We start from the raw sequence: 17,264 nt of genomic DNA, 5'->3' as shown, positions 1-17,264 counted from the left end.
GGCAACGTAAAACGGCGCGGAAGCGTCCGCGCCGTATTCTGGCAGAAAGTGCCGGCCGTATCAGGCCAGCTCGGCCTTTTCGATGACCACGTCTTCGACGGGTACATCCTGGTACATGCTCTTGTTGCCGGTCTTGACCGCCTTGATGGCGTCAACGACATCGGCGCCTTCCACTACTTTGCCGAACACGCAGTAGCCGAAGCCTTGCGCGGTGGGCGAGGTGTAGTTGAGGAAGTTGTTATTGCTGACGTTAATGAAGAACTGGGCACTGGCCGAGTGCGGATCGGGGGTACGGGCCATGGCCACGGTGTACTTGTCGTTCTTCAGGCCATTGGCGGCCTCGTTCTCGATTTGCTCGCGCGTGGGCTTTTGCTTCAGGCCAGCCTCGAAACCGCCGCCCTGTATCATGAAGTCATTGATGACGCGGTGGAAGATGGTGCCGTCATAGTGGCCGGACTTCACGTACTCGACGAAGTTGGCAACGGTCTTGGGGGCCTTGGCTTCATCGAGTTCGATGCCAATGAGGCCGTGGTTGGTGTGCAGATTGACGCGCATGGCGGTGTCCTTTCAGGAGTGTTTACTGCTTGGCCGGGTCGGCGGCGGGCGTGAGTGCCGGGGGCACTGCCGGAGCCGGTTTGGCGATACGGGTATCGGGTATCTGCTTGGCAGACTTGACGATGATGGGTTTGACCGGCACGTCGCGCATGCCGTTGGTCATGCTGGTCGGCTCGGCAGCAATCTTTTCGACGACATCCATGCCGGCGATCACCTTGCCGAACACGGCATAGCCCCATCCGCGAGGGGATTCTTCGCGGTAGTCGAGCTGGACATTCTCGCCGACGTTGACATAGAACTGGGCGCTGGCCGAGTGCGGGTCCATGGTACGTGCCATGGCCAGCGTGCCGATGGCATTGGAGAGGCCGTTCTTGGCTTCATTTTCGATAGGCTTGCTGGTGGGTTTTTCCCGCATGTCCGGGGTAAATCCGCCGCCCTGGACCACGAAGCCAGGAATCACGCGATGGAAGATCGTGCCGTTGTAATGGCCTTTCTTGACGTAGGCCAGGAAGTTGGCCACCGACTTGGGGGCTTTATCCTGGAACAGCTCTACATCGATATCACCCTGGTTGGTGGTGAAGCGCACCAGCGGGTTGGCCGCCAAGGCGGCGGGAGCAGCCAATACAAGCGCGAATGCGAGCAGTAGTTTCTTCATGGATACGGTATCTCGGAAGAAGGGTGAGTTGATGGCAGCGGCCGGACAAACCCAGCGCGCTGCGATGTGTAGTCCGGAATGGTAGCACACCCAGCCAGCTGCTCTCAGCAGGTGGCGGGCTGCGCTATCCGTCGCTACCAGGCAAGGCCGGTTATACCGATGCAGGTGCTGGCAGGGAGGTGCTCGAGGATCACGACAATGATGAAATAAATCATGCCAGGCCCTAGAATTGCCGGCCTTAAGCCATTAGCGGGAGTAGACCATGGACAAGCTGATTACCGAATTCGATCGCGCCCTGCGCACCGTGTTCGCACCGGCGGCCAGTCTGCGTCCGCATCCTGATGCAAAGATTGCCGAAGCCCAGCTGAGCGCCGAGGACAAGCGTCATGCCGCAGGCCTGATGCGCGTCAATCATTGCGGCGAGGTCTGTGCGCAGGCGCTCTACCAGGGCCAGGCACTGACTGCGCGCGATCCCAAGGCCCGTGAGGCATTGCGCCAGGCCGCCCACGAGGAAGTGGAGCACCTGGCCTGGACCGAGCAGCGCATCGCAGAGTTGGGTGGGCGCCAGAGCGTGCTGAACCCGCTGTGGTATGCCGGCTCCTTGGCCATGGGGGTGGCGGCCGGACTGGTGGGCGATCGCTGGAACCTGGGTTTTCTGGCTGAAACGGAACGCCAGGTGGGTGAGCATCTGGCCAGCCACCTGGGCAGCCTGCCCCAGGCCGATGAGCGCAGCCGTGCCATAGTCAGCCAGATGCATGCCGACGAGACGGCGCACGCCGAGATGGCGGTGGCGCTTGGCGCGGCCGAGCTACCACCACCGGCCAAGGCGGCCATGCGAGCCATGTCTCGGGTGATGACCAGCTTGTCCTATCGGGTCTGATCCCCCGCCTGTCTCCGCTGCCGACCCGGTCTCAATCCCGGCTGAATAAATAGACATGCCAAGCGGGCATAGGCCTTGCCCTGAGCTATCTTGGCTATAAGAATAAGATTTTTATGATATTCCCCATTCGTTTTGACGGACTATGGCGGCATCGCGATTTTGTGCGGCTATGGCTGGCTCAAGGTATCTCGGACTTCGGTTCCTATATATCCCGGCTGGCTTTGCCGCTGACCGCCGCCGTGCTGTTGCATGCCACACCCATGGAAATGGGGGTGTTGATGGCCATCGAGGTGCTGCCCTTTGCCTTGTTCAGCCTGCACGGCGGGGTGCTGATAGACCGGGTGCGCCGGATGCCGCTGATGCTGGGGCGCGATGCCCTGTGCGCGCTGGCCTTGCTGATCGTGCCGCTGGCTGCCTGGGGTGGCTGGCTCTCCATGCCGGTGCTGTGGGTGGTGGGCTTTCTCTGCATGACGGCCGAGGTGATTGGTGGGTCGGCCCACCAGAGCTATGTCGCCATGCTGGTTGGCAAGGACAGGTTGGTGGAGGCTCACAGCAAGTTCACCGCGACATCATCCACCGCGCAGCTGACCGCACCGGGCCTGGCGGGTCTGCTGATACAGTGGCTGACGGCACCGTTCGCCATCCTGTTTACGGCCGGCAGTTTCGTCATCTCTGCCTTGGTACTGCGGACGGTCAAAACGCCTGAACAGGCGCCGGTGTCGGCAGGCAATACGTCGGTGTGGCAGGAGATCAAGGCGGGTATCGATCTGGTCCGGCACACGCCGGTGCTGCGCGCCTTTGCCATACAGACAACCTTGTGGCAGTTGCTAAACCATATGCTGGGTGCCGTGCTGGTGCTGTTTGCCACCCGCAATCTGGGGCTGGATGCCGGTGATATGGGCGTCAGCTATATGCTGGGTGGCCTGGGGAGTTTGGCGGCCGCCTTGATGGCGGACAGACTGGGCAGGCGCTTTGGCATAGGCCCGACGGTAGGCATGGGCTTTGCCGCCACCGCCCTGGCCTGGCTGGGTTTCGCGCTGATTGTGCAAGGCTGGGGGCCGGCCATGCTGTGGTTCAGTCTGTGCCAGGCGCTGTTTGCCTGCGGTGCGACCTTGTTTTCCATCAACTATCTGGCTGCCCGTGCCGCCGTGACACCAGATGCCCTGCTGGGGCGCATGATTGCCACCATGCGCTTTGTCACGGTGGCGCCCGCGCCCCTGGGAGCATTGGCAGGCGGGATGCTGGCTACCGCGCTGGGTTTGCGAGGTGCTATCTACGTGATCGCCGCCATGGGTCTGGTACTGGCCTGGCATGCCCTGTACCGGTCGCCGGCCCGCTTGCTGCTGGTGCTGCCCAAGCGGACCGAGGAGGCGCCCACCCAGGGTGGGCTTTAGACTTCGACTATCTCGAAGTCGTGGGTGATCTCGGCGGTCTTGCCCAGCATGATGGAGGCAGAGCAATACTTCTCGGCTGACAGGTCGATGGCGCGCTTGACCTGGTCTGCCTTGAGGGCGCGGCCCTTGACGATGAAGTGCATATGGATGCGAGTGAAGACCTTGGGTTCGGTGTCTGCCCGCTCTGCCTGCAGTTCCACCTCGCAATCCACTACGTCGGCCCGGCTTTTTTTCAGGATGGTGATCACATCGAAGGCCGTGCAGCCGCCCGTGCCCATCAGCAACATCTCCATGGGCCGAAAGCCCAGGTTCTTGCCGCCAGCGGCAGGGGCGCCATCCATCAGTACGGAATGGCCTGATTCGCTTTGCGCCAGAAAGCTGACGTTCTCTATCCACTTGATGCGGGCTTGCATGGACTGTTCCTTGTTAGCGGTAGTTGGGGGTCTTTTTTGACGCGATGCGCAAGCGGACCAGGGGTGTTGCGGTCTCTGGAGTTACAGAAGCGTAGCAAAAGTGCGGAATTAGTGCATTTCCTCTAATTTTTCTTTGTAACTTTATTTCTAATTGCTTGATTTATGGCGCACCGCACAAAAAACGACTTGCATAAAAAGTAAGCTTCGCGTAGTATTCGATCTGCATTGAGGCTGTACACGCAATGTGTGTGCTTTGATGTTGTCTCCTCCATCCTCCTTCTTTGGTGGAATTAGCGCGCAAGCCCAACTGGCTTGCGCTTTTTTTTGCCCCTGCTGGTAACATATACGGCTTGGGCAGGCACCGGGTGGGAATGGCAGTAGATGGCGGCAAGAGCCTGTATATCAAGCTATCAGCCGCGTTTCGCCGGGCGTGGCTGCAATGTGTGGCGCAGGCCCCAACTATCATCTGTGTTCGGTTTGACAGCGCTTTGTTTTATCACATAGAATGCGCGACTTTCCGTAAATCGAACGAATCTGGAAGAGCCGTATGAAAACCTTCTCCGCCAAGCCGCATGAGGTACAGCGTGACTGGTTCGTGGTCGACGCCACCGACAAAGTACTCGGTCGTCTCGCCGCTGAAATCGCTCACCGCCTGCGTGGCAAGCACAAAGCTATCTATACCCCCCACGTTGATACCGGTGACTTCATTGTCGTCGTCAACGCTGGCAAACTGCGCGTGACCGGCGACAAGGCACAGCAGAAAACCTATTTCCGTCACTCGGGCTACCCGGGCGGCATTTACGAGCGTTCCTTCACCGAAATGCAGGAACGTTTCCCCGAGCGCGTGCTCGAGAAGGCCGTGAAGGGCATGCTGCCCAAGGGTCCGCTCGGCTACGCCATGATCAAGAAGCTCAAGGTCTACGCTAGCGCAGAGCACCCGCACGTTGCGCAACAGCCTAAAGTCCTCGAGATCTAACTTAATCAGATACAAGGACTGACAAAATGGTTGGTAAGTATTACTACGGCACTGGCCGTCGCAAGAGCTCGGTTGCTCGCGTGTTCCTGGCCAAGGGCACCGGCAAGATCGTCGTCAACGGCAAGCCGCTGGATCAGTATTTCTCGCGCGAGACCGGCCGCATGGTCGTTCGTCAGCCGCTGGTGCTGACCGAGAACCTGGAAGCTTTCGACATCCTGGTGAACGTTGTTGGTGGTGGCGAAACCGGCCAAGCCGGCGCCCTGCGCCATGGCATCACCCGCGCCCTGATCGAATTCGACGCTGCGCTGAAGCCCACGCTGTCGAAGGCTGGTCTGGTGACCCGTGATGCACGTGAAGTTGAACGTAAGAAGGTCGGTCTGCGTAAGGCCCGCCGCGCCAAGCAGTTCTCGAAGCGCTAAGCTGTACGCGATTCGACGCGAAGATTCGTTCGAGTACGCCGGCGCAAGCCGGGAAAAAGCCGCCAGGTTCACTGGCGGCTTTTTCTTTGGCTATCGTATCTATCCGGCATATTGCGGAATCGTTGTATGATCGCGCTTCCCTGGTTTCTAAGTGGCATTGGATACAAGCATGATCAAAGTGGGCATAGTGGGTGGGACAGGCTACACCGGTGTAGAGTTGATGCGGCTGTTGGCCCGTCATGACGGTGTGCAATTGCAGGCGATCACGTCGCGCAAGGAAGCCGGCATGCCGGTGGCTGAGATGTATCCCAGCCTGCGCGGCCATGTAGATATCGCTTTCTCCACACCTGCCGATGCCAGCCTGGACCAGTGCGATGTGGTCTTCTTCGCGACGCCCAACGGCATCGCCATGGGGGAGGCAGAGGCCTTGCTGGCCGCTGGCGTCAAGGTCATCGACCTGGCAGCGGATTTCCGCATCAAGGACGTGGCCGAGTGGGAAAAATGGTATGGCATGAGCCATGCGTCGCCAGCCTTGGTGGGTGAAGCCGTTTATGGCTTGCCCGAGATCAACCGCGAGCAGATACGCCAGGCGCGCCTGGTGGCCAATCCGGGTTGCTATCCCACGGCGGTGCAACTGGGGTTCCTGCCCCTGATCGAAGCGGGCGCGGTGGATGTGACCAGCCTGATTGCCGACAGCAAGTCGGGTGTTTCCGGCGCAGGCCGCAAGGCCGAGGTGCACACGCTGATGTGCGAGGCCGGCGATAACTTCAAGGCCTATGGCGTAGGTGGCCATCGCCATCTGCCTGAAATCAAACAGGGCTTGGCGCGTGCCGCAGGCGGCCCGGTGGGCCTGACTTTCGTACCCCATCTGACGCCCATGATACGGGGCATACATGCCACCCTATATGCACGCCTGACCCGCGATATCGATGTGCAGGCGCTGTACCAGCAGCGCTATGCCGGCGAGCGTTTTGTCGATGTGATGCCGGCCGGCAGTACGCCGGAAACCCGCTCGGTGCGTGGCGCCAACACCTGCCGCATGGCGGTCTATCGTCCCCAGGGCGGCGATACGGTCGTCGTGTTGTCTGTGATCGATAACCTGGTCAAGGGAGCTGCCGGCCAGGCAGTACAGAATATGAACCTGATGTTCGGTTTGCCCGAAGGTCAGGGGCTTGATGTCGTCCCCTTGCTACCCTAGGCCGTAGCATGATAGGGCGCTGGAAACGTCGCGGTAACCATCTGGCTACCGCCAAATTGGCCGTCAAGCGGCATTTACCCTGGTATGCCCAGTTCGGCCTGGCTATTGTGCTGGTCTGCATGTTGGCGGGCATGGGAATTGCTGTGTATCGCTATGGCGAGCAGGAGGGGCGCCGCGACCCCAGTGCCTTGCTGGCGGTGCAAGGCGCGTCGCAGCAAAGCGGCCGCTTGCAGGCCGAGCTGCAGGCCAATCGGCAAAAGCTGATGACGCTGGAGCAGCAACTGCGGTTGGAAATGGCGACGCGCGAGACCTTGTCGCGCCAGTTGGGCCAGTTGCAGAATGACAATAGCGGGCTGCGTGAGCAGATCGCTTTCTACGAATCGCTTTTGACCAAGACAGACCGCGCCCCGGCGCTGGCCATAGATCAGCTCAGGGTAGAGGCGCTGACACCGGGACAGTACCGCCTGCGGGCCATCTTGGTACAGGGCCAATCCAGCCAGGAGCCCTTCAAGGGTGAGGTGGATTTTCAACTGGTGGTGGAGCGCGCCGGCCGGCGCGTTACCATGACCTGGCCTGAGCGCCGTATACCATTGAATGTTTCGCGCTATACCCGGCTGGAGAAGGAAACCGACCTCGGGGTCGATGCCAAGCTCAAGCAGGTGGAAATGCGTGTGTACGCGGTGGGTGACAGCCGCGTCAAACTCTCTCGCAGCTATGATGTGAAAGGATAGAGCCGTGTTCGGTAACAACAAGCAGAAAGCCACCAACCGTATCGACAGCCTGATAGGCCTGGAGACCCGTATCGACGGCAATATGACATTCTCCGGTGGCTTGCGGGTAGATGGCGAAGTGCACGGCGATGTGACCGCTGCGGCCAACGACAAGCAAAGCACCCTGGTGGTGAGCGAGAAGGCCAGGGTCAAGGGTACGGTGCGGGTAGGGCATCTGGTGCTCAACGGCACGGTAGAGGGGCCTATCTATGCCGCCCACTATCTTGAGCTGCAGTCCAAGTGCCGGGTGGTGGGCGATGTCTACTACCAGACGTTGGAAATGCACCCGGGGGCGGTGGTGTCCGGTCAGTTGATACATCTGGCAGGCAAGGACCAGCCGGTGGCCATGCTGTCCTCGCCAGTTGAAACTGTGCTGGATTGACCCCATCTAATGGGGTGTGATGAGAGCACGCTTGCCCGTGCTCCCGGAAATGTCACTGTCCGTACCACCAAGGTGGGCAGCTGTTGCCTGCCGGTGCCTATACTTGATGGGCGATGCGGCTTATATGCCGGTGTCGGGTATGGATAGGAGATGGCGTTTCTGGCGGCGCCTTGGCGGTTGGGGTGCCAGCATGACGGCAACGCAGTTAAGACCATGATGCAGCAAGGGTTAACAAGCGGGCCAGAAGCGCGGATAATCGCGGCTAAATAATTGAATCGTCTGGAGTACCATCATGAATGCACCCGCAGAGATTGCCACCCCCTTTGTCTTTACCGACAACGCTGCCGCCAAGGTGGCCGACCTGATTGCCGAAGAAGGCAACCCCGACCTGAAGCTGCGCGTGTTTGTAACAGGCGGCGGTTGCTCGGGCTTCCAGTACGGCTTCACTTTTGACGAGATCGCCAATGAGGACGACTCGGCCTACACCAAGAATGGCGTGACCCTGTTGATTGATCCGATGAGCTACCAGTATCTGGTCGGTGCCGAAATCGACTATGTGGAAAGCATCGAAGGTTCGCAGTTCACCATCAAGAACCCGAATGCTTCGTCCACCTGTGGCTGCGGCTCGTCTTTCTCGGCCTGATCAAGCCGGCAGGACAAGCAAAACGCCCCGCTAGGGGCGTTTTGCTTGGGTGTTTACTTAGAGCGGCTAACAAAATCCAGCGTAGCGGCTCTTACTTGGGCTGCATGCGCAGGGCGCCATCCAGCCGTATCACCTCGCCATTGAGCATGGGATTGCTCACGATGGCGGCCACCAACTGGGCGTATTCATCCGGTTCGCCCATGCGCGAGGGGAAGGGCACGCCAGCGCCCAGGCTGTCCTGCACTTCCTGTGGCAGGCTGGCCATCATGGGGGTCTTGAAAATGCCGGGTGCAATGGTCATGACGCGTATGCCGTAGCGGGCCAGTTCGCGCGCGGCGGGTAGGGTTAGGCCCACAATGCCGGCCTTGGAGGCGGTGTATGCGCACTGGCCGATCTGGCCGTCAAAGGCGGCAACCGATGCGGTATTGATAATGACGCCGCGCTCGGCACTGCTGTGCGCCGGCTGCTTGCTCATGGCCTCTGCCGCCAGGCGCAACAGGTTGAAACTGCCGACCAGGTTGACGTCTATCACGCGCTTGAAGCTATCCAGGGCATGGGCGGCTTCCTTGCCGACGACCTTCTCGCCATGCACGATGCCGGCACAGTTCACCAGCACATCCAGCTTGCCGAAGCGCTCGCCAGCCAGCGCGACGGCGGCCCTGCAACTGGCTTCGTCGGCCACATCGGCACGGGCAAACAGGGCGTTGGCACCCAGTTCCTCGGCCAGCGCCAGGCCGGCAGCCTCATTGCGGTCGACGATGACGGCACGCCCGCCACCTGCCACTGCCATGCGTACCACTGCGGCGCCCAGTCCCGACGCGCCGCCGGTTACCAGAAATACACTGTCCTTGATCTGCATTACTACTGTCTCCTATGGGTATGGAGGGCGTAGGCCGCTGGCCTCGCCCTTGGCATCAGCACGCCTGCGCCGGGGTACAGGCGCGGCGAGCTACGCCGATAGGGCAGGGGGCTTACCCCTGCTTCTCGACGATTTCCTTGAGATTGCTGAGGCCGGCTTCGAAGTCTGGGCCCACCATCTGATCCATGAACAGACCGAAGTAGCGATTGACCGGGTTATTGCCCATATCGCCCTCATTGGTCCAGGTGACTTTGGTGCCTGTTCCGGCAGGCTCCAGCCTCAATACGCCGGTGGAACTCATGCCAAAGTCAGGAAAACTGAGCCGATAGGTCAGCTGCTTGTTGGTATCTACGGCGGTAAAGGTCATGTTGCCATTGCCTTCGGTTGCGCTTTGCCAGCGCCAGGCGGCATCCACGCCCTGTTCAGGCCCGGCGTAATCAATCTGCATGGCCGGGTCACGCCGATTCCAGACCGACCAGTTCTTCCAGGCTCGAGGCTTGTCTAGGTGGGGAAAGATGCGTTCGGCCGGTGCATTGATGACCAGGCTGCGAGAGATGGCGAAATGGCTGGGCAATAGCAAGCCGATCACCAGCAGCAAGGCGACCAGCCCCGCCACGACAAAGACGAAACGCTTCAATAGCTTCACGGAGGGCTCCCGCAGGGTTTGGGGTGCGGGGAATATAGCGCAAACCGGGATGGGCTGTAGATAACAACGTTGGCAGGGTTTTGTTAGCGGTGCTCATTGGAACAGGCGCTCAGGTCTGCTGTTGGCAAGCAGGCAGGCTCAGCTCGGCCAGCAGGCCGCCGTCGGGATGATTGCTCAGCTTGAGCTGTCCGCCGTGCTGGCGCGCAATGCGCTCGACTATGGCCAGGCCCAGGCCGCTGCCGCCGTCTGCACGGCGAGCGCAGTCCAGGCGCTGGAATGGCTTTAGGGCCATTTCCAGCTGCTGAGGGGGGATGCCAGGACCATGGTCGCGCACGCTGAAGCAGAGCTGGGCATCGTGATAGGCCACGCAAAGGCTGAGGGGGGGACTGCCGTAGCGACAGGCATTGTCGATCAGATTGCTCAAGGCACGGCTCAACGCCAGCGGGCGCAGTGCCAGCAGGGGGAGCTCGTCGGCCAGATCCAGCTCTATGGCGCAGCCACTGCGGTGATAGCGGGCCACCAGGTTGCGCGCCAGGTCGGCAGGGTCGCTGACCACGGGCGATTCGCTGCCGCTGCCACGGGCAAAATCGATGAACTGACCGAGGATACGTTCGATATCTTCGATGTCTTCCTGCATGCCGCCCTGCAGGCTGTCGTCGCGCATCATCTCCACACCCAGCTTCAGCCTGGCCAATGGGGTGCGCAGATCATGCGATATCCCGGCCAGCATCACGCCGCGCTCACGCTCGTTGGCGTCCAGGTCCGACAGCATGCGATTGAAGCTGGCCGACAGTTCCTTGACTTCCAGCGGGCCGGTTTCCGGCAGGGGCGCAGGCTGCTCGCCCCGTCCCAGTTGGGCTGCCGCCTGCCGCAGTTCACGCAGCGGGCGATTGATGCGCCAGGCAAACAGGGCCGCTACGGTGAGGGCCACCAGGGCAAACATGGCGGCGCTGGCAGCCAGGGTCCAGCTGGCATCCATCTTGAAGCGGCCCAGTGGCACTACCAGCCAGCGCGGCTGGCCCAGCATGTCTACCTTGACCCAGAGCTGGCGCTTGGGCCGGCGCACCTCACGTATTTCGCTGACGCCCGCCAGCTTGCGCCGCAAGGTGGCGGCAACCTCGCGACTCTGCGCCGACAGCAGGGGGCCGGCTTTGCGTACTTCCGGGTTGTCGATGGCAATCAGGTAGGGGGTATAGGGGCGGCGGGTGGCCGCCAGCCACTCGGCCTGCTCGACAGGCGTCATACCATCCAGTTGGTCTTCCAGGTCTGCCAGCACCTCGCTGACCTGTTCGGTGATGGCTGCCGCCACCATTTGCTGGCGCTGGTAGGCGAACAGGGCAATGACAAAGCTGACGCTGATGATCAGTGCGCCGGCGGTCAGCCAGGTCAGGCGCCAGAAGATGGTCTGCGGCAGTACCCGGGACCAGCGCATCAGCGTTCGCTGCCATCCGGCACGAAGACATAGCCAAAGCCCCACACCGTTTGGAGGTAGCGCGGCTCGCCCGAATTGTCTTCAATCAGCTTGCGCAGCCGAGATACCTGCACATCGATGCTGCGGTCAAAGGCCTCGTGTTCGCGGCCGCGGGCCAGCTCCATTAGCCGTTCGCGCGATAGCGGGGCGCGCGGATGGCCGGCAAACACCCGCAGCAGGGCAAACTCGGCATTGGTCAGCGGCAGCGGTACACCCTCGCGCAGCAGGCGGCGGTTGGCGATCTCCAGGCGGAATGGGCCAAAGTCGAAATGCTCGCCCTCGGTCAGCGGCGCGGCCAGTGCCGATGGCTCCTTTTGCCGCCGCAATACGGCATTGATGCGGGCCAGCAGCTCACGCGGATTGAAGGGTTTGGGCAAGTAGTCGTCTGCCCCCATCTCGAGGCCGATAATGCGGTCGATATCGTCCCCCCGCGCAGTCAGCATGATGATGGGGATATTGTCACCCATGGCCCGCAGCCGCCGGCAGACCGACAGGCCATCCTCGCCCGGCATCATGAGGTCCAGTAGCACCAATTGCGGTCGGTTGCGCTGCAGCCGCGCTTCCAGCCGGCTGGCATCCTCGAAGGCATCCACCGAGAAACCCTGTTCGTTGAGATAGCGTTGCACCAGTTCCCGCAGGCGCGGGTCGTCGTCTATCAGCAGGATTTTCTTGGGTGCGGAGGCGGTCATGGCGGCAGGGTCTGGAGTAATGAGCGCAGTGTAGCGATTGCACGTCATGCCAGCGCAGGCAGATGTAAAAAAGCTTTACCGGCAGGCATGCTGGTCAAGCCCGTTTACAATTGGGTTCCGTCGCCGGGTTTGAGGCGGCGTATTCTCAAGTTATCGACTTCATCCTGTTGCTATATACCATCATGTCGCGCACTGCCCATCTCGCCATCCTGTTGCTGGCCCTGCCTTTGGCATGGGCTGGGCCGGATGCGCCTGCACCCGCCAGGCCGGAGCGTGATCACGCCCAGCCCAGGATGGAGCGCGAGCATGAGCGCTTTCAGCATCGCCAGGCCCGCATACGGGAGGCGCTGGAGCGGGGTGACCTGACGCCGGCCGAGGCCGCATTGTTGCGACAGCGGCTGGAGATGCGGCGCGAGCGGCTGGAGCGCTGGCGCAACCTGCAGGAGCGTTTGCGCGAGGCTGCCCGGCCCGAGACGCCTGCGATGGTGCCGGCCCCACCGGCCGGCCAGCCGCCGGCTACGCCACCCTGATGCTGCGGTTTGCGCAAAAGCGGCGCCTGGCTTGAAATGCAGCTTGGCAGGGAGGCCAAACGCTGCACTACAATGGGTTGAGTCTCCATCCCACGTTTGCTTACATGGCCGCCGCTGACAGCAAGAAGACTGTACTGATAGTGGATGATTCCACCAGCCTCCGGCAGGTGGTGCATCTGGCTTTGCTGCAGGCGGGCTACGAGGTGATCGAGGCCGCAGACGGTAAGGAAGGCTTGGCGCGCCTCGATGGTCGCCGGGTACATCTGATCATCTCCGACGTGAACATGCCCAATATGGACGGCATCGCCTTTGTGCGGGCCGTCAAGCAGCTGCCAGACTATCGCTTCACGCCCATCATCATGCTGACCACCGAGGCGCAAGAGGACAAGAAGATAGAGGGGCAGATGGCGGGCGCCAAGGCCTGGGTGGTCAAGCCCTTTCAGCCCGAGCAGATGCTGCGTGCCGTATCCAAGCTGATACTGCCCTGAAAGACCATGTCACCATGGCGATCTCCTCCATCTATCACCATGAGCGCTGCATACTCCGCATTGATGGATCGCTGACCATCTACGAGGCGGGCGAGGCCAAGCGCAGGCTGATGGATGAACTCAACCTGGCGCGCGAAGTGGAGGTGGATCTGGCCGGTGTGGCCGAGCTGGACACCGCCGGCATACAGCTGCTGCTGATGCTCAAGCGTGAGGCGGCCAGGCAGGAGAAGCCGCTGTTCTTCCATGGCCATAGCAAGGCGGTGCTGGCGGTGGTCGATCTCTACAATATGGCCGGCGTGTTTGGCGACCCAGTGGTATTGGCAGGCGGAGCGGGCTGATGAACCTCGAAGCCGCCAAGCTGGTTTTCTACGAGGAATCCTACGAGCTCCTGGCGGCCATGGAAGCGGCGCTGCTGGCGGTGGAGAATGCCGCCGGCCCGGAGCGGGGCGAGCATCTCAATGCCATGTTCAGGGCTGCCCACACCATCAAGGGGTCCGCCGGGCTGTTTGGCCTGAACGAGATCGTTGCCTTTACCCATCTGTGCGAGAGCGTGCTGGACAAGGCCAGGGAGGGCGAGCTTGCCATCACGACCCCGCTGATTGAGCTGCTGTTCACCTGCCGTGACCATATCGGCGGCATGGTGGATGCCGTGCGCTGTGGTGTGGCAGCACCGGAATCCAGTGCCTTGGGCGCGCAACTCAAGTCTTACCTGGATGACACGGCGCAGGCAGTGCCCGCGCCGGCGGCGGCTGCCATGGTGGTACAGCAGGAGCATGCCGGGCCCAGGGTGGAGGTCGAGAGCGGCGGCGACCATGTGGTGTCCAGCGACCACTGGCATATCTCGCTGCGTTTTGGCGTCGATGTGCTGCGCAATGGCATGGACCCGATTTCCTTTATCCGCTATCTGGCATCACTGGGGCGGATTGCCTACCTCACCACCTTGTATGACGGCTTGCCCAACCCTGAGGACATGGACCCGGAGAGCTGTTATCTGGGTTTCGAGATCGAGTTTCAGGCGGCGCCCAATGTAGACAAGCTCACCATTGAGAATGTGTTCGAATTCATCCGCGATGACAGCAAAGTGCGCATCTTGCCGCCGCATGCCCATATCGCGGAGTACATACGGCTGATCAAGGATATGCCTGAGGGCATGTCGCGCCTGGGCGAGATACTGGTGCGGGGTGGCGCGCTGACGCCGATGGAGCTGGACGAGGTACTGGGCATACAGCGTGAGAATGCCGGTGCCGGTGAACACCGACCCCTGGGCACCCTGCTGGTGGAAGAACGCCTGGCGCCACCGCAGGCGGTGGCCGCCGCGCTGGACAAACAACGTGAGCATGCTGCCCAGAAAACCCGCGAACACCGGGTCGTCAGGGTGGATGCGACCCGGCTCGATGCCTTGATAGACCTGGTGGGGGAACTGGTGATCTCGGGCGCGGCGGCACAGCTGTCGGCCAGCCGCAGTGCCGATAGCGCGTTGATCGAGACCATCGCCTCGCTGGGCGAGCTGGTGGAGCGCATACGTGACGAAGCCCTGTCGCTGCGCATGGTGCCCGTGGGGGAGATATTCAGCCGCTTTCCCAGGGTGGTACGCGATGCATCGCGCGAACTGGGCAAGGATATCCAGCTGGAATTGGCAGGCGAGGAGACCGAACTCGACAAATCCATGGTGGACAAGCTGGCTGACCCGCTTGTGCATCTGGTGCGCAATGCCATAGACCACGGCATAGAGGGTTCGGATGCCCGCCGCATCCGTGGCAAGGCCGACTATGGCACGGTCTGGCTCAATGCCTACCATGAGTCCGGCAGCGTGGTGATCGAGGTTGGCGACGATGGCGGCGGCATGGACAGGCAGCGGATACGCAACCGTGCCGTGGAGCGAGGCTTGATACAGGCAGACGAAGTCTTGAATGACCAGCAGGTATTGCAACTGGTGTTCGAGCCGGGCTTTTCCACGGCAGAGACCGTCACCAACCTGTCGGGCCGGGGTGTAGGCATGGATGTGGTGAAGCGCAATATCGAAGCCCTGAAGGGCAATATCGAGATAGATTCGGTGGCGGGAGAGGGGACGGTGGTCAGGCTGCGCGTACCGCTGACCCTGGCCATCATCGATGGCTTCCGCGTGGGTGTGGGCCAGGTAAGTTTCGTGATTCCGCTGGATATGGTGCTGGAATGCCTGGACCTGCCTACCGATACGGGCAACAGTCGGCAGCATTACCTCAATTTGCGTGGCGAGGTGTTGCCCTACCTGCCCTTGCGCGAGTTGTTCGAGGTGGATGCACCTGCTCCGGCCCGGCAGTCGGTGGTGGTGGTGCAGTATGGCAGCCAGCGTGCTGGCTTGGTGGTGGACAATCTGGAAGGCGAGCTGCAGGCGGTGATCAAGCCGCTGGGCCAGTTGTTCCGGGGCGTACGCGGCCTGGCGGGATCCACCATCCTGGGTAGCGGGGCGGTGGCGCTGATACTGGATGTGCCTGACCTGATCAACCGGGCTGCCAAGAATGAACGGCGCAAGGTGGCGTTGATTGCCGCCCGCGAAGCTCGTCACCCGGCATTGCGCGAGGAAGATCGACCATGAACTGGCTGGGCCGCCTATCGATGTTCAAGAAGCTGCTGCTGGCCTTTGGGCTGATGGCTGCTGTGCTATCCGTGGTCGGGGCGGTGGCGGTTCAGGCCTTGCACCAGGGCCAGCAACGGCTGGAAGGCCTGCACCGGGTTCATGCCGAAGCTGCCCATACCTTGGAGCGGGCGCATGTGCGACTACTGCAGCATCGCCGCACGCTGGCTGAGATCATCTATGCTGAATCTGGCCAGCGCGAGGCTTTGCTGGCCAGCCTGAAGGAAAAGCAGCGCGATCTGGATGCCGCGCTTGTGGGCTTCCTGCAGGAGGCCGATAGCGGCATGGAGACCGGCTTACGCCAGCGGATTGCCGAACACTACCCGCGCTACCTGCAGCGTATTCCCGGCCTGCTGCAACTGGTGCAGGCCGAGCAGCAGGCCGAGGCGAATGCGGTTCTGCTGCAACAGATTGCGCAGGATTTCGGCCCCCTGGAGACCGCGCTGGAGCAGGCCGCCAATGACCAGACCGCACTGCTGGACAAAAGCATGGCGGATGAAGCCAAGACCTTGGCCAACTGGAGTGTGGCTGTGCTGTGCCTTAGCGTGGGTGGCCTGCTATTGGCGGGTGTGTTGGGCTATGGCGTTGCCCGCTATTTCACCCATTTGCTGGGTGGGGAGCCTGAGCAGGCTACCCGGCTGGCGCGCCGGGTGGCGGCGGGCGATTTCAGCCTGGCCATCGTACTGAGGCCGGGTGATGATCGCAGCCTGATGGCCGCCTTGGCCGCCATGCACCAGCGTCTGCACGAGATGATTCAGGAGTTATGCGATGCGGCGCAGTCGAATCTGCGTATCGCCTCGCAGATAGAGGCGTCGTCCAGCGCCTTGTCGCAGACCGCCAGCGAGCAGGCCAGTGCCATCGAGCACACCAGTGTAGCGGTGGAGCATATCAACCTGGCGGTCAGCCAGAGCACCCGGCATGCGGCAGAGACCGATCAACTGGCTGGCCGTGCGGCCGGTGTGGCCAGCGAAGGGGGGCAGGCGGTGGCGGCGTCGGTTGAAGCCATGCGGCAGATCGCCAGCAAGATAGGCGTGGTGGACGATATCGCCTACCAGACCAATTTGCTGGCCTTGAACGCAGCCATCGAGGCGGCACGCGCCGGCCAGCACGGCAAAGGCTTTGCCGTGGTGGCGCAGGAAGTGCGCAAGTTGGCCGAGCGCAGCCAGACTGCGGCCAGAGAGATAGGGACGCTGGCCGGTGAATCGGATCAATTGGCGGCACGCGCCGGTAGCCTGCTCAATGGCGTGTTGCCTGAAATTCGGCGTACGGCTGAACTGGTTGGCGAGATACATGCCTCTGGCCGCGAGCAGACCGACAGCATCCGCCAGGTCAGCCAGACCGTGGTGCAACTGGGCCTCAGTACCCAGACCAATGCGGCAGCGGCCGAGGAGCTTTCGGCTTCGGCCGAGGAGCTGCATGCCCATGCGCGGCGACTGAATGATCTGCTGGAGCGCTTCTGCCAGGCGGGTGAACACCAGTTGGCTGCGGCCGAACCTACCAGGATTGCGCCCACGCCGGCACCCATGAAGCTGCCTGGTAGTACAAAGCCCGTGCAACTGCAGGCGCCTATGGCGCCAGACGCGGCCAAGCCGGTGTCGCCGCGGGCACCGCTGCCAGCCAGCCTGACACATCCTTCTCAACCGGTGGACGAAACGCAGTTCGTCCGCTTCTGATCCCGGTGG

The 17,264-nt window shown here is 61.8% G+C and carries 20 protein-coding genes; 13 read left to right on the top strand and 7 right to left on the bottom strand.

The features are described 5' to 3' along the window. Nucleotides 1-60: 60 nt before the first annotated feature. Together QWZ03_RS02055 and QWZ03_RS02050 are read right to left on the bottom strand one after the other, a co-directional pair. The gene (locus QWZ03_RS02055) at nucleotides 61-555 is read right to left on the bottom strand and encodes a peptidylprolyl isomerase (protein ID WP_284194474.1); all 495 of its coding nucleotides are present in this window, start codon (nucleotides 553-555) and stop codon (nucleotides 61-63) included. 22 nt (nucleotides 556-577) lie between these two features. Beyond that, nucleotides 578-1,210, bottom strand: a complete 633-nt coding sequence (locus QWZ03_RS02050; protein ID WP_290331206.1) for a peptidylprolyl isomerase — start codon at nucleotides 1,208-1,210, stop codon at nucleotides 578-580. A gap of 262 nt (nucleotides 1,211-1,472) precedes the next feature. Here QWZ03_RS02050 and coq7 point away from each other — a divergent pair, with 262 nt between their 5' ends. Both coq7 and QWZ03_RS02040 read left to right on the top strand, forming a co-directional pair. After that, on the top strand, nucleotides 1,473-2,090 hold the full coding sequence (coq7, locus tag QWZ03_RS02045; protein ID WP_284194472.1) for a 2-polyprenyl-3-methyl-6-methoxy-1,4-benzoquinone monooxygenase: 618 nt from the start codon (nucleotides 1,473-1,475) through the stop codon (nucleotides 2,088-2,090). 113 nt (nucleotides 2,091-2,203) lie between these two features. Further along, nucleotides 2,204-3,484 carry an MFS transporter gene (locus QWZ03_RS02040; RefSeq protein WP_290331205.1) on the top strand — a complete coding sequence of 427 codons (1,281 nt, stop codon included), beginning with the start codon at nucleotides 2,204-2,206 and terminating at the stop codon, nucleotides 3,482-3,484. Here the strand turns inward: QWZ03_RS02040 and QWZ03_RS02035 are convergent. After that, nucleotides 3,481-3,897: an OsmC family protein gene (locus QWZ03_RS02035; protein WP_290331204.1), complete on the bottom strand. Its 417-nt coding sequence runs from the start codon at nucleotides 3,895-3,897 to the stop codon at nucleotides 3,481-3,483. The two genes, QWZ03_RS02040 and QWZ03_RS02035, sit on opposite strands and share 4 nt — an antisense overlap. A gap of 547 nt (nucleotides 3,898-4,444) precedes the next feature. On the opposite strand from QWZ03_RS02035, the gene rplM reads away from it, so the two are divergent. From rplM to erpA, 6 genes are all read left to right on the top strand, one after another. After that, a complete protein-coding gene (gene rplM / locus QWZ03_RS02030) occupies nucleotides 4,445-4,873 on the top strand; it encodes a 50S ribosomal protein L13 (protein ID WP_284194469.1) in 429 nt (142 codons plus the stop codon). 26 nt (nucleotides 4,874-4,899) lie between these two features. Then, the gene (gene rpsI / locus QWZ03_RS02025; RefSeq protein WP_284194468.1) at nucleotides 4,900-5,292 is read left to right on the top strand and encodes a 30S ribosomal protein S9; all 393 of its coding nucleotides are present in this window, start codon (nucleotides 4,900-4,902) and stop codon (nucleotides 5,290-5,292) included. Nucleotides 5,293-5,461: 169 nt separating this feature from the next. Beyond that, nucleotides 5,462-6,490 carry an N-acetyl-gamma-glutamyl-phosphate reductase gene (argC, locus tag QWZ03_RS02020; protein ID WP_284194467.1) on the top strand — a complete coding sequence of 343 codons (1,029 nt, stop codon included), beginning with the start codon at nucleotides 5,462-5,464 and terminating at the stop codon, nucleotides 6,488-6,490. 8 nt (nucleotides 6,491-6,498) lie between these two features. Continuing rightward, the gene (locus QWZ03_RS02015) at nucleotides 6,499-7,221 is read left to right on the top strand and encodes a DUF6776 family protein (protein WP_290331203.1); all 723 of its coding nucleotides are present in this window, start codon (nucleotides 6,499-6,501) and stop codon (nucleotides 7,219-7,221) included. Nucleotides 7,222-7,225: 4 nt separating this feature from the next. Continuing rightward, entirely contained in the window at nucleotides 7,226-7,642 is a 417-nt protein-coding gene (locus QWZ03_RS02010; RefSeq protein WP_290331202.1) for a bactofilin family protein, read from the top strand. 292 nt (nucleotides 7,643-7,934) lie between these two features. Further along, nucleotides 7,935-8,285 (top strand): iron-sulfur cluster insertion protein ErpA, encoded by a 351-nt coding sequence (gene erpA, locus QWZ03_RS02005; RefSeq protein WP_284194464.1) that lies wholly within the window; start codon nucleotides 7,935-7,937, stop codon nucleotides 8,283-8,285. Between the two features lie 91 nt (nucleotides 8,286-8,376). Here erpA and QWZ03_RS02000 read toward each other — a convergent pair whose 3' ends face one another. From QWZ03_RS02000 to ompR, 4 genes are all read right to left on the bottom strand, one after another. Further along, nucleotides 8,377-9,144: a 3-hydroxyacyl-CoA dehydrogenase gene (locus tag QWZ03_RS02000; RefSeq protein WP_290331201.1), complete on the bottom strand. Its 768-nt coding sequence runs from the start codon at nucleotides 9,142-9,144 to the stop codon at nucleotides 8,377-8,379. 112 nt (nucleotides 9,145-9,256) lie between these two features. After that, nucleotides 9,257-9,790, bottom strand: coding sequence for an SRPBCC family protein (locus QWZ03_RS01995; protein ID WP_290331199.1), 534 nt, complete (start codon nucleotides 9,788-9,790; stop codon nucleotides 9,257-9,259). A 109-nt stretch (nucleotides 9,791-9,899) separates the two neighbouring features. Continuing rightward, nucleotides 9,900-11,222, bottom strand: coding sequence for an ATP-binding protein (locus QWZ03_RS01990; protein ID WP_290331198.1), 1,323 nt, complete (start codon nucleotides 11,220-11,222; stop codon nucleotides 9,900-9,902). Further along, entirely contained in the window at nucleotides 11,222-11,950 is a 729-nt protein-coding gene (gene ompR, locus QWZ03_RS01985; RefSeq protein ID WP_290331197.1) for an osmolarity response regulator transcription factor OmpR, read from the bottom strand. The genes QWZ03_RS01990 and ompR overlap by 1 nt, the downstream gene beginning before the upstream one ends. Before the next feature lie 182 nt (nucleotides 11,951-12,132). Here ompR and QWZ03_RS01980 point away from each other — a divergent pair, with 182 nt between their 5' ends. The 5 genes from QWZ03_RS01980 (at nucleotide 12,133) to QWZ03_RS01960 (ending at nucleotide 17,255) form a co-directional block, all read left to right on the top strand. Further along, nucleotides 12,133-12,480 carry a hypothetical protein gene (locus QWZ03_RS01980; RefSeq protein WP_290331195.1) on the top strand — a complete coding sequence of 116 codons (348 nt, stop codon included), beginning with the start codon at nucleotides 12,133-12,135 and terminating at the stop codon, nucleotides 12,478-12,480. A 104-nt stretch (nucleotides 12,481-12,584) separates the two neighbouring features. Continuing rightward, on the top strand, nucleotides 12,585-12,968 hold the full coding sequence (locus QWZ03_RS01975) for a response regulator (protein ID WP_284194458.1): 384 nt from the start codon (nucleotides 12,585-12,587) through the stop codon (nucleotides 12,966-12,968). 14 nt (nucleotides 12,969-12,982) lie between these two features. Continuing rightward, complete coding sequence (locus QWZ03_RS01970; RefSeq protein ID WP_284194457.1) at nucleotides 12,983-13,306, top strand: STAS domain-containing protein; 324 nt, start codon at nucleotides 12,983-12,985, stop codon at nucleotides 13,304-13,306. After that, nucleotides 13,306-15,543, top strand: coding sequence for a chemotaxis protein CheA (locus tag QWZ03_RS01965; protein WP_290331194.1), 2,238 nt, complete (start codon nucleotides 13,306-13,308; stop codon nucleotides 15,541-15,543). Before QWZ03_RS01970 ends, QWZ03_RS01965 begins: the two co-directional genes overlap by 1 nt. Next, complete coding sequence (locus tag QWZ03_RS01960) at nucleotides 15,540-17,255, top strand: methyl-accepting chemotaxis protein (RefSeq protein ID WP_290331193.1); 1,716 nt, start codon at nucleotides 15,540-15,542, stop codon at nucleotides 17,253-17,255. The genes QWZ03_RS01965 and QWZ03_RS01960 overlap by 4 nt, the downstream gene beginning before the upstream one ends. The last annotated feature ends 9 nt before the right edge of the window (nucleotides 17,256-17,264 follow it).

Source organism: Chitinimonas viridis (assembly GCF_030409555.1).
Lineage (GTDB): Bacteria > Pseudomonadota > Gammaproteobacteria > Burkholderiales > Chitinimonadaceae > Chitinimonas > Chitinimonas viridis.
The sequence above is the reverse complement of the archived record's forward strand: the minus strand, read 5'-3'. Positions and strand labels throughout refer to the sequence as shown.

Bases quoted from the DNA above. Each gene is read 5' to 3' on its own strand.
- QWZ03_RS02055 (WP_284194474.1), bottom strand. From the start codon at position 555: ATGCGCGTCAATCTGCACACCAACCACGGCCTCATTGGCATCGAACTC.
- QWZ03_RS02050 (WP_290331206.1), bottom strand. From the start codon at position 1,210: ATGAAGAAACTACTGCTCGCATTCGCGCTTGTATTGGCTGCTCCCGCC.
- coq7 (WP_284194472.1), top strand. From the start codon at position 1,473: ATGGACAAGCTGATTACCGAATTCGATCGCGCCCTGCGCACCGTGTTC.
- QWZ03_RS02040 (WP_290331205.1), top strand. From the start codon at position 2,204: ATGATATTCCCCATTCGTTTTGACGGACTATGGCGGCATCGCGATTTT.
- QWZ03_RS02035 (WP_290331204.1), bottom strand. From the start codon at position 3,897: ATGCAAGCCCGCATCAAGTGGATAGAGAACGTCAGCTTTCTGGCGCAA.
- rplM (WP_284194469.1), top strand. From the start codon at position 4,445: ATGAAAACCTTCTCCGCCAAGCCGCATGAGGTACAGCGTGACTGGTTC.
- rpsI (WP_284194468.1), top strand. From the start codon at position 4,900: ATGGTTGGTAAGTATTACTACGGCACTGGCCGTCGCAAGAGCTCGGTT.
- argC (WP_284194467.1), top strand. From the start codon at position 5,462: ATGATCAAAGTGGGCATAGTGGGTGGGACAGGCTACACCGGTGTAGAG.
- QWZ03_RS02015 (WP_290331203.1), top strand. From the start codon at position 6,499: ATGATAGGGCGCTGGAAACGTCGCGGTAACCATCTGGCTACCGCCAAA.
- erpA (WP_284194464.1), top strand. From the start codon at position 7,935: ATGAATGCACCCGCAGAGATTGCCACCCCCTTTGTCTTTACCGACAAC.
- QWZ03_RS02000 (WP_290331201.1), bottom strand. From the start codon at position 9,144: ATGCAGATCAAGGACAGTGTATTTCTGGTAACCGGCGGCGCGTCGGGA.
- QWZ03_RS01990 (WP_290331198.1), bottom strand. From the start codon at position 11,222: ATGCGCTGGTCCCGGGTACTGCCGCAGACCATCTTCTGGCGCCTGACC.
- ompR (WP_290331197.1), bottom strand. From the start codon at position 11,950: ATGACCGCCTCCGCACCCAAGAAAATCCTGCTGATAGACGACGACCCG.
- QWZ03_RS01980 (WP_290331195.1), top strand. From the start codon at position 12,133: ATGTCGCGCACTGCCCATCTCGCCATCCTGTTGCTGGCCCTGCCTTTG.
- QWZ03_RS01975 (WP_284194458.1), top strand. From the start codon at position 12,585: ATGGCCGCCGCTGACAGCAAGAAGACTGTACTGATAGTGGATGATTCC.
- QWZ03_RS01970 (WP_284194457.1), top strand. From the start codon at position 12,983: ATGGCGATCTCCTCCATCTATCACCATGAGCGCTGCATACTCCGCATT.
- QWZ03_RS01965 (WP_290331194.1), top strand. From the start codon at position 13,306: ATGAACCTCGAAGCCGCCAAGCTGGTTTTCTACGAGGAATCCTACGAG.
- QWZ03_RS01960 (WP_290331193.1), top strand. From the start codon at position 15,540: ATGAACTGGCTGGGCCGCCTATCGATGTTCAAGAAGCTGCTGCTGGCC.